Origin of the sequence: Paraburkholderia sp. UCT31 (assembly GCF_014397655.1) — a bacterium.
Classification (GTDB): domain Bacteria; phylum Pseudomonadota; class Gammaproteobacteria; order Burkholderiales; family Burkholderiaceae; genus Paraburkholderia; species Paraburkholderia tuberum.
Genome location: NZ_VZQP01000064.1, coordinates 1 through 15,508, shown reverse-complemented (window position 1 = coordinate 15,508; position 15,508 = coordinate 1). Strand labels below are relative to the sequence as shown.

Annotated in this window: 12 protein-coding genes; 5 read left to right on the top strand and 7 right to left on the bottom strand. The window is 63.3% G+C overall.

Going from position 1 to position 15,508, the window contains the following annotated elements:
* Positions 1 to 87 precede the first annotated feature (87 nt).
* From F6X40_RS35295 to def, 3 genes are all read right to left on the bottom strand, one after another.
* On the bottom strand, positions 88 to 729 hold the full coding sequence (locus F6X40_RS35295; RefSeq protein ID WP_187631072.1) for a LysE family translocator: 642 nt from the start codon (positions 727 to 729) through the stop codon (positions 88 to 90).
* Positions 730 to 854: 125 nt separating this feature from the next.
* Positions 855 to 1,841: a methionyl-tRNA formyltransferase gene (gene fmt, locus F6X40_RS35290; protein WP_187631063.1), complete on the bottom strand. Its 987-nt coding sequence runs from the start codon at positions 1,839 to 1,841 to the stop codon at positions 855 to 857.
* Between the two features lie 29 nt (positions 1,842 to 1,870).
* Positions 1,871 to 2,374 carry a peptide deformylase gene (gene def / locus F6X40_RS35285; protein WP_187631062.1) on the bottom strand — a complete coding sequence of 168 codons (504 nt, stop codon included), beginning with the start codon at positions 2,372 to 2,374 and terminating at the stop codon, positions 1,871 to 1,873.
* Between the two features lie 277 nt (positions 2,375 to 2,651).
* Between def and dprA the strand changes: the two genes are divergently transcribed.
* The 3 genes from dprA to F6X40_RS35270 all read left to right on the top strand — a co-directional run bounded on the left by dprA (position 2,652) and on the right by F6X40_RS35270 (position 7,335).
* On the top strand, positions 2,652 to 3,881 hold the full coding sequence (gene dprA / locus F6X40_RS35280) for a DNA-processing protein DprA (protein ID WP_187631061.1): 1,230 nt from the start codon (positions 2,652 to 2,654) through the stop codon (positions 3,879 to 3,881).
* Between the two features lie 101 nt (positions 3,882 to 3,982).
* Positions 3,983 to 4,360 (top strand): thioredoxin family protein, encoded by a 378-nt coding sequence (locus F6X40_RS35275; protein WP_018418960.1) that lies wholly within the window; start codon positions 3,983 to 3,985, stop codon positions 4,358 to 4,360.
* A 308-nt stretch (positions 4,361 to 4,668) separates the two neighbouring features.
* Entirely contained in the window at positions 4,669 to 7,335 is a 2,667-nt protein-coding gene (locus F6X40_RS35270; RefSeq protein ID WP_187631060.1) for a DNA topoisomerase III, read from the top strand.
* 409 nt (positions 7,336 to 7,744) lie between these two features.
* Here the strand turns inward: F6X40_RS35270 and F6X40_RS35265 are convergent, their stop codons facing one another.
* The 3 genes from F6X40_RS35265 to F6X40_RS35255 form a co-directional block, all read right to left on the bottom strand.
* Positions 7,745 to 8,782, bottom strand: a complete 1,038-nt coding sequence (locus F6X40_RS35265; RefSeq protein ID WP_187631059.1) for an IS110 family transposase — start codon at positions 8,780 to 8,782, stop codon at positions 7,745 to 7,747.
* Between the two features lie 135 nt (positions 8,783 to 8,917).
* A complete protein-coding gene (gene ltrA / locus F6X40_RS35260; RefSeq protein ID WP_187631058.1) occupies positions 8,918 to 10,282 on the bottom strand; it encodes a group II intron reverse transcriptase/maturase in 1,365 nt (454 codons plus the stop codon).
* Positions 10,283 to 10,763: 481 nt separating this feature from the next.
* Positions 10,764 to 11,870 carry a LysR family transcriptional regulator gene (locus F6X40_RS35255; RefSeq protein ID WP_090802249.1) on the bottom strand — a complete coding sequence of 369 codons (1,107 nt, stop codon included), beginning with the start codon at positions 11,868 to 11,870 and terminating at the stop codon, positions 10,764 to 10,766.
* Between the two features lie 39 nt (positions 11,871 to 11,909).
* On the opposite strand from F6X40_RS35255, the gene F6X40_RS35250 reads away from it, so the two are divergent.
* Complete coding sequence (locus F6X40_RS35250; protein WP_222946256.1) at positions 11,910 to 12,212, top strand: hypothetical protein; 303 nt, start codon at positions 11,910 to 11,912, stop codon at positions 12,210 to 12,212.
* Here the strand turns inward: F6X40_RS35250 and F6X40_RS35245 are convergent, their stop codons facing one another.
* On the bottom strand, positions 12,213 to 14,069 hold the full coding sequence (locus F6X40_RS35245; protein ID WP_187631056.1) for a phosphoenolpyruvate carboxykinase (GTP): 1,857 nt from the start codon (positions 14,067 to 14,069) through the stop codon (positions 12,213 to 12,215).
* Positions 14,070 to 14,455: 386 nt separating this feature from the next.
* Between F6X40_RS35245 and F6X40_RS35240 the strand changes: the two genes are divergently transcribed.
* Complete coding sequence (locus tag F6X40_RS35240) at positions 14,456 to 15,469, top strand: D-2-hydroxyacid dehydrogenase family protein (protein WP_184025762.1); 1,014 nt, start codon at positions 14,456 to 14,458, stop codon at positions 15,467 to 15,469.
* The last annotated feature ends 39 nt before the right edge of the window (positions 15,470 to 15,508 follow it).

The following is a 15,508-nucleotide window of genomic DNA, read 5'->3' as shown; positions in this document are numbered from 1 at the left end:
CGAGCGTGGCCTTCATCTCCGTGCCGCGCGATTGCGGCGCCAGATTGTAAGCGAAATGTTAGATAGTGGCGATGCGGGAAAATTCAATCATCGCGAGGCGCTCGCGAGTTTGATGCCCAGCCCGACGAACGCGCTGCCGACGCCGCGATCGAGCCAGCGCTTGACCGCCGGTTTGCCCGAGAAACGCTGCGTGACGCTGCCCGCGATCCACGCGACGAAGCTGTTCCAGACCATGCTCATCAGCACGAAGACCGCGCCGAGCGTGAGAAACGCGAAGGTCTTGTGTTCGCTGCCCGTCGTGACGAATTGCGGGAAGAACGACACGAAGAACAGCACGACTTTCGGGTTCAGAACGTTGGTCCAGAAGCCTTGCAGGAACAACTGCCGCAGCGACTTCGGCGTGGACGACGCGCGCGCATCGCCGACCGGCGCATCCGCGGCCGGTTTCGTGAAGATCAGGCGCACCCCCAGATAGATCAGATAAATCGCGCCGACGAATTTGACAATGGTGAACGCCGTAGCCGACGCGGCCAGCAGCGCGGTCAGTCCAAACGCGCAGGCAAGCGAGTGAATGCAGCAGCCCGCCGAAATGCCGAGCGCCGACATCAGCCCCGCGCCGCGGCCCTGGGCAACGCTGCGCCCGACGATATAAGCGGTATCCGGCCCCGGCGTAATGTTCAGGAGAAAAACCGCGACGATGAAAAACTCGAAATGGACGATGCCGAACATGTGATGCACCCTCGAAAACCTGGTCTGCTGCATGGAAGATTCTAACGCGCGTCGCGCTCGCGGCGGGCGCGGAGAACACCGGCCGAATGGACGATGCTCCGGCGTGCGAGACGCGCTTACTGCGCCTAAGGAAGCTGGAAGCGCTGGCCTGCGGCGAGCGGCGAGCCAGCAAGGAATTCGCGCACCGGCAGGCGCTTGCCGCCGGGCTTCTGCAATTGCGTCAGACGCAGTGCACCTTCGCCGCAAGCGACCAGCACGCCGTCGGGCGCAACCTCGACGATGGTGCCTGGCGCCTTGTTGCTGCCCGACGCCGGCTGGGCCACGGCGGTGGCGGCCCAGATCTTGACGGTGCTGCCGTCGTCGAGCGTGCCGGCGCCGCCGGGGAACGGGTCGAACGCGCGCACCTGACGCGCAAGCGCCTCGGCCGGCCGGCGCCAGTCGAGCGCCGCTTCGTGCTTGGCGATTTTCTCGGCGTAGGTCACGCCGTCGGTTGGTTGAGGGATCGACGTCAGCTTGCCGCTGCGCTCGAGCTCGATCAGTGCGTCGACGATCAGTTGCGCGCCGTCCCCGGCGAGGCGGTCGTGCAGCGTGGCGGTGGTGTCGTCGGCGGAGATGGGGGTGCGTACTTCGGAAATCATCGCGCCGGTGTCGAGTCCAGCGTCCATCTGCATCAGCGTGATGCCGGTTTGCGTGTCGCCCGCCTCGATCGCGCGATGAATCGGCGCCGCGCCGCGCCAGCGTGGCAGCAGCGACGCGTGGATGTTGATGCAGCCGAAGCGCGGAATGTCGAGCACTTCCTGGGGCAGGATCAGCCCGTAGGCGGCGACAACCATCACATCGTGCGGCGTCGCGCGCAGTTGCTCGATGCCGGCGGCGGCTTCCTGTGGATATTTGCCAGCGCGGCGCAGCGACGTGGGCTGCGCAACCGCGAGGCCGTGCTCCTGTGCGTAGCGCTTGACCGGACTCGCCTGCAGCTTCATGCCGCGACCCGCCGGCCGGTCCGGCTGCGTCAAGACGAGCGGCACGGCAAACCCGGCGCCATGAATCGCGGCCAGCGCGGCCGCGGCGAATTCCGGTGTGCCGGCAAAGATGACGCGCAACGAATGACTCATGAATGGGCGGTAGGCAAGTTGAAAGCGCGTTACATCGCGTGGGCGAGCTTCTTCATCTTGTTCTTGATGCGCGTTTGCTTCAGCGGCGACAGATACTCGACGAACACGTGGCCCATCAGGTGATCCATTTCGTGCTGAATGCACACGGCGAGCAGCCCCTCGCAATCGAGCTCGAACGTTTCGCCCTTCTCGTTGAGCGCACGCACGCGCACTTTCTCGGCACGCTCGACGTTGTCGTAGATCCCGGGCACTGACAGGCAGCCCTCTTCCGACAACTTCCTCTCATCGCTCGACCAGACGATTTCCGGATTGATGAACGCGAGCAGTTCGTCGTGCGTTTCCGACACGTCGATCACGATCACGCGTTCGTGCACGTCCACCTGGGTGGCGGCGAGGCCGACGCCGGGCGCCGCGTACATCGTTTCGGCCATGTCCGCGACGAGACGGCGGATACGGTCGTTGACCTCCGGGACTGGCTTCGCCACCTTGTGCAGCCGTTTGTCCGGGTAATTGAGGATGCTCAGTAAAGCCATGATTTCGAGTGTGATTTGAGACGCCGCCAACCGTTGGAGGCTCGCGTTGGCCATTTGGCCAGGTTGTGAGCCCGTCGTAATACGCAGAGGATAGATGATGTCGAACCGGTTCGATTCAACGCGCCTCGTGCGCCCGACGACGAACCCGCGCCGGTAAGCGCGGCGCCGCGATTATTCGCGGCTCATTGCCGTTTTATTTCCGCGTTTTTATTTCGGATGATGAAAATTTTAGCATGGCGCCCGCCTGCCCGCAGGCCCCGCCAGAGGAGCGACCCGCATGCAGAGCTTGCCCGCGACCCGTATCGAACTTGCCGCCTGGCTGCGGTTGTCACTTGCGCCGGGCCTAAAACCCGCGGCGTTGCGCCTGTTGCTGGGCGCATTCGGGCTGCCGCAGGCGCTGTTGGCGCAGTCGCCGGAGACGCTCGCGGAGGTCGCCGGTGACGCCGCGGCGCGCGCGGTGCTGGCGCCGCCGGGTCCAGCGTTCGACGGCCAACTCGATGCAGTGCTCGCATGGCGCGAGCAGCCGGGCAACCAGATCGTCACGCTCGACGATCCCGCCTATCCGCCCGCGCTGCTGACGATCCCCGATCCGCCACCGCTCCTATATATAAAGGGCCGGCTTGATTTGCTGCATACGCGCGCGGTCGCGCTGGTCGGCAGCCGCAGCGCGACGCCGCAGGGCATCGAGGATGCGCGGCGGTTCGCGCGAGAGCTGTCGACGGCGGGCGTGACGGTCGTATCGGGGCTCGCACTCGGCATCGACGGCGCCGCGCATCGGGGCGGGTTGGAAGGTGTCGGCGGAACGGTCGCGGTGGTAGGCACCGGCGCGGACCTCGTATATCCCGCCGCGCATCAAGCGCTCGCGCGGCAGATCGCCGCGCAGGGTGCGATTCTCTCGGAGTGGCCGCTCGGCACGCCGGCACGCGCCGCCAACTTCCCACAGCGCAACCGGCTGCTCGCTGGGCTGGTCAGCGGAGTCGTGATCGTCGAGGCGGCTATGCGTTCCGGTTCGCTCATTACCGCGCGGCTTGCCAATGAGATGGGGCGCGACGTGTTCGCGTTGCCCGGATCGATTTACGCGCCGTTGTCGCGCGGCTGTCATCGGATGATCAAGCAGGGAGCGCGGCTCGTGGAAACGCCTGACGAGGTGCTGGAGGAGCTCGGTTTTGCCCGGCGGCCGGCGGGCGATGCGAGACGCTCGGCGAAGCGGGCCGTGCCGCTGGAGCATGCGGGTTTGCACGTTTCGTCGGGTGGGACCGCTTTGCCCGCTACGACCGCAGCCTTCGCCGACTCACCGGCGTCCGGGCCGGCCCCGCAGCCGGCGCTCGCCCCTGACTCACAGCGTCTGCTCGCCGCGCTCGGCCATTCGCCGACCACGCTTGAAATTCTCGCCGCCCGTACCGAGATGGAGAACGCCGCCCTGCACGCCGCCTTGCTCCGGCTCGAACTCGCCGGCGAGGTCACGCTGCTGCCCGGCGGCCGCTTCATGCGAGCCCATCATGACTGAGCCGAGACTGACCGGCGTCAATGCAGATTGGCAACTTTTCGCGACCGGCCATGCTACATTCGCGCCAAAGCACCCGACAAAACACACAAGGAAATCACTTCATGCCCGCGCTGAACCTCGACACCGACCAGGACCGGATCGCCGAGCGCGTCAACGAACCCGACACGCTGTTCGTTGCATGCCTGTGCGCGGAGTGGTGCGGAACGTGTCGCGAGTACCGGGACTCCTTCAACCAACTGGCCGAGCGGCACCCGGAAGTCTGTTTCGCATGGATCGACATCGAAACTCATGCGGATCGGTTCGACGATCTGGACGTCGAGAATTTCCCGACCGTCCTGATCGAAGACTCGGTGACGACACGGTTTTTCGGTACGGTTTTGCCACAGGTGTCGATCGTCGAGCGGATGCTGTCGGATCTGACCGCGCTGCCCGGCGTAACCGGTGCGCCAAAGCTGCGGCCGGCGCTGGCGGTCGCCTGAAGGCGGCCTCGCGCGCCGCCCGGTCAAACGGAAAGCCTCGCGACGCGCGGCTTGCGGCACAGGCCCCCGCCGATCATTTGGGACAGCATCGCGGCTGGCATCGCTGTCCGCACGCGGCGTTTGCCGCAGTTGCTCAACCTCTGGACGCGCAATTATGATGACGCGCTTTTATGGCACTTGACCCGTTGGGTTCGCACCTTGTGCTATAAAGCGGTCGTTATTGGGTCGAAAGAGGTCTCAAGCGAGCGTCGCGCGCCATGTTGGCCCTCAAGGCCACCAACCCGGATCTACCAACCTCACATCGAGTCATGTCCAAAGCACTGATCATCGCCGAAAAGCCTTCTGTCGCGAACGACATCGCGCGCGCTTTGGGCGGCTTTACCAAGCATGACGAGTACTACGAAAGCGACGACTACGTCCTTTCGTCGGCAGTGGGCCACCTGCTGGAAATCGCCGCGCCCGACGACTACGAAGTCAAGCGCGGCAAGTGGAGCTTTGCCAATCTGCCCGTCATTCCTCCGCATTTCGATCTGAATCCGATCGCGAAGAGCGAGTCGCGCCTGAAGGTGCTGACCAGGCTGATGAAGCGCAAGGACATCGACCGTCTGATCAACGCATGCGACGCGGGGCGCGAGGGCGAACTGATTTTCCGCCTGATCGCGCAGCACGCGAAAGCCAAACAGCCGGTGCAACGGCTGTGGCTGCAGTCGATGACGGCCGGCTCGATCCGCGACGGTTTCGCGCGTCTGCGCAGCGACGAAGAGATGCAGCCGCTCGCCGACGCGGCGCGTTGCCGCTCGGAGGCGGACTGGCTCGTCGGCATCAACGGCACGCGCGCGATGACCGCGTTCAACAGCAAGGGCGGCGGCTTTTTCCTGACCACGGTCGGGCGCGTGCAGACGCCGACGCTATCGATCGTCGTCGAGCGCGAAGAGAAGATTCGACGCTTCGTGCCGCGCGACTACTGGGAAGTGAAGGCGGAGTTCGTCTGCGCGGCCGGCTTCTACGAAGGCCGCTGGTTCGACCCGAAATTCAAGCGCGACGAGTTCGACCCGGAGAAGCGCGATTCGCGCCTCTGGTCGCTGCCCACGGCAGAGACGATTGTCGCGGCTTGCCGCGGCCAGCTCGGCACGGTGACCGAGGAGTCGAAACCGTCGACGCAGCTGTCGCCCGCGCTCTTCGACCTGACCAGTCTGCAGCGAGAAGCCAACGGCCGCTTCGGCTTTTCGGCGAAGAACACGCTGGGTCTCGCTCAGGCGCTGTACGAAAAGCACAAGGTACTGACCTATCCGCGAACCGACGCGCGCGCGCTGCCGGAAGACTATCTGGACACGGTCAAGCAGACGCTCGGCATGCTCAAGGAGAGCAACAACTACCTGCCGTTCGCGAAGCAGGTGCTCGACAAGGGCTGGGTGAAGCCGAACAAGCGCATCTTCGACAACTCGAAGATCAGCGACCACTTCGCAATCATCCCGACGCTGCAGGCGCCGAAGAATCTGTCCGAGCCGGAGCAGAAGCTCTACGACCTTGTCGTGAAGCGCTTCCTTTCGGTGTTCTTCCCGGCCGCCGAATACCGTGTGACGACGCGTATCACCGAGGTGGTCGGCCATCACTTCAAGACCGAAGGCAAGGTGCTCGTCGAGCCGGGCTGGCTGCAGATCTACGGCCGCGAAACCAGCGGCGATGACGCGAACCTCGTGCCGGTGCAGAAAGACGAAAAGGTCAAGACCGACAAGATCGCCGCACAGCAACTGGTCACGAAGCCACCGGCGCGCTACAACGAAGCGACGCTGCTGTCGGCGATGGAAGGTGCGGGAAAACTGGTCGAAGACGACGAATTGCGCGAAGCGATGGCGGCCAAGGGGCTCGGCACGCCGGCAACGCGCGCGGCGATCATCGAAGGTCTGCTCACCGAAAAGTACCTGATCCGCGAAGGCCGTGATCTGATTCCGACCGCCAAGGCCTTCCAGCTGATGACGCTGCTGCGCGGCCTCGGCGTGAAGGAGCTGACTGCGCCGGAGCTAACCGGCGAATGGGAATACAAGCTGTCGCAGATGGAGCGCGGCAACCTGCCACGCGACGCGTTCATGCAGGAAATCGCGCGCATGACGCAGACTATCGTCAAGCGCGCGAAGGAATACGATTCCGACACGATCCCGGGCGATTACGCGACATTGCAGACACCTTGCCCGAATTGCGGTGGCCAGGTGAAGGAAAACTACCGGCGTTTCGCGTGCTCGAAGTGCGAGTTCTCGATCTCGAAGATTCCGGGCGGCCGTCAGTTCGAGATCGCCGAAGTCGAAGAACTGCTGCAGAACAAGACGATCGGGCCGCTGTCGGGCTTCCGCAGCAAGATGGGGCGGCCGTTCTCGGCGATCCTGAAACTGTCGCTCGACGACGAGATCAAGAATTACAAGCTCGAGTTCGACTTCGGCCAGGACGCGGCCGGCGAAGACGGCGAGCCGCCCGACTTCTCCGATCAGCAGCCGGTCGGCGCGTGTCCGAAGTGCCAAGGCCGCGTTTTCGAGCATGGCATGAGCTACGTCTGCGAAAACTCGGTGGCGAATCCGAAGTCGTGCGACTTCCGTTCCGGCAAGGTGATCCTGCAGCAGGAAATCGCCCGCGAGCAGATGGCCAAACTGCTCGAGGAGGGTCGCACCGATCTGCTGACGAACTTCAAGTCGTCGCGTACCGGCCGTAACTTCAAAGCTTTCCTCGTCAAGCAGAACGACGGCAAGATCGGCTTCGAATTCGAGAAGAAGGAGCCGGCGGCGGCGAAGACCGCAGCGGCGAAGACCTCGGGTGCTCGTTCCGCGGCCAAGGCGATGTCGGAAGCGGACGAAGGTGATACCGCGGTGGCCGTGAAGGCCGAGCCGGCGGAAAAGAAGGTGGCGGCGAAGAAGGCGCCCGCCGCCAAGTCCGCGGCGGCCAAAAAGGCACCGGCGAAAAAGACCGCGGCGCGAAAAACCGGCTAGTAGGGCGAGATTCGGATCGGCGGCTCGCGGTGGCAGCAGGAATAGCTACATTAGCCACCGCAGTCGGCGATCCGTGCACAGCCCGCGGTGTAGTCCGCATCTGTCCAATCGGCATAGGGGGTAGCCAAGAGGCTACGCCCCTGCCACATACATGGACGCCCCCGTTTTGCCAGGCCTTCGTGAACGATGGACAGATGGGATGAGATTGCGGCCATACATCCGGACTGTTTGTGAGGCGGACGACGCCTCTGTCCCTGATGGAATCTGCTGATCGGGCTCTAATCACCACCTCGCGCTCGAAGCGCCTGTGGCAGGGCAGAGTTTCCCGATCCCGGTCTGACCTATCTTGCCATCACGTCACGTTTGCCCGAGCAACCTCTTGGGGAGAACCTGTTTTAAACCGATCAGATTACGCGCCGGCTTTGGACGGCGCGTAATCTGATCGGAACGTACTGCCTTGGGTCAGCAGCGCCCAGGCAATTCGAGCGTTTCGGTTGGCCACCGCCACCACGGCAACGTTCGTGTGACGTCGCGTCAGTAGGCGACGGAGCCAGCTCGAGGAGGCATCGTACTTGTTGGCAACGTAGCGGACGACAGCGCGCGCACCATGCACCATCAAGGTACGCAAATAGGTATCGCCGCGCTTACTGATTCCCTGCAGCGTCGGCTTGCCACCGCTCGAATGCTGCCTCGGCACGAGACCGAGCCAGGCGGCCAATTGCCGAGCGTTGCTGAAGCATTTGCCGTCGCCCACCGAGGCGACCAGAGCGCTTGCAGTGATCGGGCCGATGCCGGGAATCTCTGCCAGCCTGCGGCTCGCATCATTGATGTGATGCCAGGCTTTAATCTGCTTCTCGAGCTCTTCCACCTGCCGGTCCAGTTCCTTGAGGTGATCGGTCAGGCGCTGTATCAACAGCCGAAACGAGCCCGGCAGTTCGTTGCTGGCATCTTCAATGAGCTGCGGCACGTGCGGCGCAATGCTCGTAATCCCACGAGGAATCACGAGACCGAATTCCCCTAGCAGCCCGCGGATCTGGTTAGCCTGAGCAGTACGCGCGCGCACAAAGCCCTGGCGGGCACGGTGCAATGCCAGAACCACCTGTTGATCCATGTTCTTGACAGGCACGAATCGCATATTCGGCCGAGCTACGGCCTCGCAGATAGCTTCAGCGTCGGCAACGTCATTCTTGTTCGTCTTCACGTAGGGCTTAACGAACTGGGGAGCCATAAGCCGCACCGTGTGCCCGAAGGCTTGCAGTTTCCGCGCCCAGAAGTGAGCGCTGGCACAAGCCTCCATACCGACGAGGCACGCCGGAAGGTTCGCAAAGAAGGTGGCCATCTGGTGTCGCTTCAGTTGCTTCGTCAATACCGGCTTGCCGTGCTCGTTGACGCCGTGGACCTGGAAGACATTCTTGGCAAGGTCAATGCCGACTGTAGTAACGTTCATGATGACGCCTCCTCCGATGATGGTCGTGCTTCGACGCACTACCACTTTGGCACATCGATGCCGTTTCGGACGGGGGCGTCCATTCCATTACCACCCGGCATGCGGGTCCGCACCGGGCGGTTCGGGAAGTTGAGGTCAGGAGAGAGGGGGTAAGCCGAGTCGGTCAAACCATGCAATGGGCAGCACGCTGTTGAGCAACTTGCCGCTGTTGCGCCACCAGCGATGGCTGTTGGCCGCTACCTGTCGCGCAACATCATGGGTCGCACCCAGTGCGCGCAGCTCCCGATACATGGTCGTGCCGTGCTTCCAGTGCTTCAACTGGATCGCGCGCAGGCGATGGCGCACCCATTCGTCCAGTTCGCGCATCACGCCCGGCGTCTGCGCCAGACGGAAGTAGCCCTTCCAGCCCAGCAGGTAGGGGCGCAGCTTCTCCACCACCTGCGCCAGACTACGACCGCCCCGGCGTGTCAGTTCCCGCACGCGCTGCTTGAACGTGGCCAGTGGTTTGACTGCCACCTTGCGCTTGATCGCACGCCCCGCCGCTACCCAGAAGCTGTAGCCCAGGAACTTGCGACCGAACACGCTTGCCACCGCGCTTTTGGCTTCGTTGATCTTCAGGCGTAACCGCCCGTACTGCCGTCGCAACAGCGCCATCACCCGTTCACCCGCACGGCGTGAGCGAACGTACACGTTCGCATCGTCGGCGTAGCGCACGAAGCAGTGCCCCCGTCGCTCCAGTTCCTTGTCCACCTCATCGAGCAGCACGTTCGCCAGCAACGGTGAGAGCGGACCGCCCTGGGGCGCCCCCTCGTGCCGCTCCTGCACCACGCCATCGCCCATCACGCCCGCATTCAGGTACGCCCGGATCAGCCGGATGACGCCCGGGTCTCCGATACGCTTCTGCAGCCGGTCGATGAGAATGTCGTGATTGACCCGGTCAAAGAACTTTTCCAGGTCGACGTCCACCACGACCCGCCGCCCCGACTGCACGTACGACTGCGCGGCCAGCACCGCGTCGTGCGCACGCCGCCCGGGCCGGAAGCCGTAGCTGTGCTCGCTAAAGGTGGGGTCCAGTACCGGTTGCAGTACCTGCAGCAACGCCTGCTGGATCAGCCGGTCCGTCACCGTCGGGATGCCCAGCTCGCGCTCGCCACCATCCGGTTTCGGGATCGTCACCCGTCGCACCGGCATCGGCCGGTACGTCCCCCGCAGCAGTTGCTCCCGTATTGCCGGCCACGCTGTCACCAGATGTCGCGCAGTCTGGTCAATGTCCAGCCCGTCAACACCCGGCGCACCCTGGTTGGCCCGCACCCGTTTGAGCGCCTGCAGCAGGTTCTCTCTCGTCAGCGCTGCCCAGAGCAGCGCTGACCCTGTGCTCTTCGTCTCACACCGCGAGCCCCAGGCTTCGTCGCTCACGGCTTCACGCGCAGCTTCACCGCACGCCGCCACCGCTTGCCCCGCTCGCGCGGGCATCTGACGCCTTGCCTGTTGCGTCGGCATGTCGTTGAACACTCCTTCCCGTTCGGTCCTTCGCCACCAGCTTCAGCCTCGCCGGCCTGTCCTGTGGCTACTATGACCTCTGCTGAGACCTCGCTCCGGTTCAGCACCGTCGCCTTTTCAGGCATGAGGCGAGGCGTCCCCAGGTAAGAACGCACTCCTTCATCGCACAACCGCTGCATTTACGCCACGTCGCCTTGGTCACGGGAGCTTCGCGGTTTCCAGCCCGCTCGCCCTGCCTGGCAGCGCCTTCTATGCAGTTCCTGTTCATCGGCTCGCGATTTACGCTCCACGCTTCCTTCCCACACTCGGTCGCCCTCATGCAGTTGCGCTTCACTTCATTCGCTGTGACCAGCTTATGGCGGGACTTGCACCCGCAGGAGTGCGCCCATGCTGGGCGCACTGAAAAAAGGCGCAGTCACTTGAGGTGACTGCGCCTTTTTAATGCCGGCCCGCATCGCTGCGGGCTTCGACATTCAGAGATTTACAGCGGCGATAACGCCGTCGGGCGTGGACTGCGATTGGACGACTTCGTCATCGGCTTCGGCACGGCCGGCGACAGCTCGCTATCGAGAAGCCGCGACAGCGGCTCGGCGCCATCGAACGCTTCCGGTGCGCGCGACTCGGCAGTCTCGAACGCGGCCGACGTCGCCGGACGCTCCAGACCGTCCTTGATCCACTGCTCGCCGAGCACGCTGTTCGGCGTCTGGTTGAAGTGCTCGACCAGATGGTCGATGAACGTGCGCACCTTGGCCGGCAGGTGACGGCGGCTTGGGTACGCAATATTGATCTCGACCTGCGGCAAACGGTAATCGCCGAGCAAACGCACGAGCCGGCCGCGCGTCATGTCGCGACCGATCAGATAGCTCGGCAGAATCGCGGTGCCCATGCCGAGCAGCGCAAACTGTCTCAGCATCTCCGTGTTGTTCGCGACGATCACGTTCGACGGCCGCACGCGCACTTCGCCTTCCGGCCCCGTAAACACGCGTTCATCGCCCCAGTATTCGGATGGCAGGCTCAGGCACGGGTGCTCGAGCAGATGTTCGGGACGCGTCGGCATGCCATGCTTTTCCAGATAAGCCGGCGTCGCGCAGACGGTCATGCAGCCCGTGGTCAGACGCCGCGTAACGATACTCGCGCTGCGCATTTGCCGCGCGATCACCACGCCGACGTCGAAGCCCTCCTCGACGAGGTCCACCTGACGATCGACCAGCGTGACGTCGGGAATGACTTTTGGATAGCGCTCCGCGTACGTTTGCAGCACGGGCGCGAGGTTATGCAGCCCGAACACGACGGGCGCGACGATGCGTAGCGTGCCGACGGGTTCGTGATTGCGAGCGACCACCATCTGTTCGACGTCTTCCAGTTCGTCGAGAATCTGACGGGCGCGCTCGAGGTAGACCTGACCGGATTCGGTCAGCGACAAGCTGCGGGTCGTGCGATTGAGCAGCCGCGTACCAAGACGGCCCTCGAGGTCGGCAACGTGACGGGTGGCGACCGCGTTGGAAATATCCATGGCGCTCGCGGCGCGGGCAAAACTGCCGAGATCCGCCACCTTGACGAAAACTCGCATCGACTGCAAATGATCCATAGGACAACTCCCTGCCTTGTTACTGCTTCCTGACAATTGGTGAAAACCAGTGAAGCGAACTTGGAATTCTCCTACGACTCGCAAAATCGTGCAGAAGTTGCCCGCAAAATAGGAAATATTGTCAATTTTGGTACGACTGTGTCGATAAAACCGGGGTCCGACCAGCGATTATTCCCAAATCAAAAACAATCTGCTGCGCTGCAGCTTGCTCTGTCTTTTTTGTTCGAACAGACGCAACGGTCGTTCGGCCGTTCCGGAACTCGAAAAAACGGAAATAAACCGGGCGCCCAACGAAAAAACCGCCCGAGGGCGGCTTTTTATGCTGAGTGTGCACTCACATAATCAAGCTGTGAGTTTTTCCTCGAGCGCGCGCTTCGCCTCAGTCAGTGCCGGCGGCAGACCGTGTTGCAGCGTGTCAAACAGCTTCGTGTGCAACACGAGCTCGTCGCGCCATGCAGCGTCATCGACGGAAATCACCTGCTCGAACTGCTCGCGGCTGAAGTTCAGCCCGCTCCAGTCGATGTCCTCATAGTGCGGCGAAATGCCGAACGCATGCTCTTCGCCCTGCGCGGTGCCTTCGATGCGGCCGACCATCCAGCTCAGCACGCGCATGTTCTCGCCGAAGCCAGGCCACACGAACTTGCCGTCCGCGCCCTTGCGGAACCAGTTCACGCAGAAGATTTTCGGCAGCGTCGCGCTCAACTGGTGCAGACGCTCGCCGGTCTTCAGCCAATGAGTGAAATAGTCGCTCATGTTGTAGCCGCAGAACGGCAGCATCGCGAACGGATCGCGGCGCACCACGCCCTGCTGTCCAGCCGCCGCGGCGGTGGTTTCAGAGCCCATCGTCGCCGCCATGTAGACGCCCTCGACCCAGTTGCGCGCTTCAGTGACGAGCGGCACGGTGGTCGAGCGGCGGCCACCGAAGATGAATGCGTCGATTGCCACACCGGCCGGGTTTTCCCAGTCCGCGTCGATCGACGGGCACTGCGAAGCCGGCGCCGTGAAGCGCGCGTTCGGATGCGCCGCCTTGCGGCCGGTTTCCTTTGCCTCGGCCGGCGTCCAGTCCTTGCCCTGCCAGTCGATCAGATGCGCCGGCGGCTCGTCGGTCATGCCTTCCCACCAGACGTCGCCGTCGTCGGTCAGCGCGACGTTCGTGAAGATCACGTTTTCCTTCAACGTGGCGAGCGCATTGTAGTTGGTCTTTTCGCTCGTGCCGGGCGCTACGCCGAAGTAGCCGGCTTCCGGATTGATCGCGTACAGGCGGCCGTCCTTGCCCGGCTTGATCCACGCGATGTCGTCGCCGATCGTCGAGATTTTCCAGCCGTTCAGGCCCGCCGGCGGGATCAGCATCGCAAAGTTGGTCTTGCCGCACGCCGACGGAAACGCCGCCGCCACGTGATGCTTGCGCCCGTCCGGCGAGGTGACGCCGAGAATCAGCATGTGTTCGGCGAGCCAGCCCTCGTCGCGGCCCATCGTCGATGCGATGCGCAGCGCGAAGCACTTCTTGCCGAGCAGCGCATTGCCGCCATAGCCCGAGCCAAAGCTCCAGATTTCGCGCGATTCGGGGAAATGCACGATGTACTTGGTCTTGTTGCAAGGCCACGACACGTCCTGCTCGCCCGCCGCGAGCGGCGCGCCGACCGAATGCACGCACGGCACGAACTCGCCGTCCTCGCCGAGCACGTCATACACCTTGCGGCCCATGCGCGTCATGATGCGCATATTGGTCGCGACGTACGGGCTGTCGCTCAACTCGACGCCGATATGCGCGATCGGCGAGCCGAGCGGGCCCATCGAGAACGGCACCACGTACATCGTGCGGCCGCGCATCGCGCCATCGAACAGGCCGTCGAGCGTCGAGCGCATTTCGGCCGGGGCGATCCAGTTGTTGGTGGGGCCGGCGTCCTCTGCGCGCTGCGAGCAGATGAAGGTGCGATCCTCGACGCGCGCGACGTCGGACGGATCGGACCAGGCGAGATAGGAGTTGGGACGCTTGGCGGGGTTGAGTTTCTTCAGGGTTCCGGCTTCGACCATCTGTGCGCACAGGCGGTCATATTCTTCCTGCGAGCCGTCGCACCAGACCACTTTTTCAGGCTTGGTCAGCGCGGCGATGCGCTGGACCCAGTCGATCAGCTTGCGGTGTTTGATCCATGTGGGCGCCTCGATAGTGGGCTGGCCTTCGAACGAGGGATGATTCATCGACTTGTCTCCGTTTGAAGCAATAGAAAAACGGTACAAGCCCGGGGACGCTGCATGCGAGAGGCATTGAATTCATCGCGCCGACGTGTCAATTTTCCACTGGCGGCGCATGATTGCGCAGATCGTCCTGGGCCACACAGCTTGCCAGGCGGAGGCGCGCTTCCTACAAGGCTTCTGCAACCTTGTGTAAAGCGGCTTGCCTCAACACGCAACAAACTGCTAAAAACGTTCTCAATTCGCCCTCACGTAGCGTTGCCGTTCTTTTGTGTGCGACAGCTTCTACGGTAGGGCATCTAGCCAGACCAACGTGTGACCTAAGTCACATGGTGGGACAGTCAGCATAACATTCCGTTCGCACCAACGAGGTGCGCCGCAAATTACATACCATGAAGATTGCCATCCTCGACGATTACCAGGACGCCGTTCGCAAGCTCGACTGCTTTCAATTGCTGGCCGACCAGGAAGTCAAAGTATTCAACAATACCGTGCGCGGTCTCGGACAACTTGCGAGCCGTCTTGCGGAAGTCGACGCCCTCGTTCTGATTCGCGAACGTACCCGCATCACGTCGCAACTACTCGACAAGCTGCCGCGTTTGCGCATGATCAGTCAGACCGGCAAAGTGTCGAGCCACATCGATCTAGCGGCCTGTACCGAGCGCGGCATTGCCGTGCTCGAGGGCAGCGGTTCGCCGGTCGCGCCGGCCGAACTGACGTGGGCACTCATCATGGCCGCCCAACGGCGTATTCCGCAATACGTGGCAAACCTTAAACAGGGCGCCTGGCAGCAGTCGGGGCTGAAGACGTCGGCGCTGCCGCCGAACTTCGGTTTGGGGCAAGTGCTGCGCGGACAGACGCTAGGGATCTGGGGCTACGGCAAGATCGGCCGACTCCTCGCTGGCTATGGCAAGGCGTTCGGCATGAACGTGCTGATCTGGGGCCGCGAGCACTCGCGCGAAGCCGCTCGCGCCGATGGCTACAGCGTCGCGGCGAGTCGCGAGGAACTGTTCGAGACCAGCGATGTGCTGTCCCTGCATCTGCGTCTGCACGACGACACGCGTGGCATCGTCAAGCAGGACGATTTGATGCGCATGAAACCGACCGCGCTGCTCGTGAACACGAGCCGCGCCGAGCTGCTCGAAGAGAGTGCGCTGGTGAACGCGCTGTCGCACAACCGTCCGGGGATGGTCGCGATCGACGTCTACGAAAGCGAGCCGATCCTGCAAGGCTACAGCCTGCTGCGCATGGAGAACGTGATCTGCACGCCGCACATCGGCTACGTGGAGCGGGAGAGCTACGAACTGTATTTTTCGGCGGCGTTCAACAACATCCTCGCGTTCGATGCCGGCGATACCGCCAGTGTCGCGAATCCGGAGGCGTTGCAGGGCGGGCGTCGGCGGTGATTGGTCGGCGAGGCGGCCGGCGGATCAGATGTGTGCCCG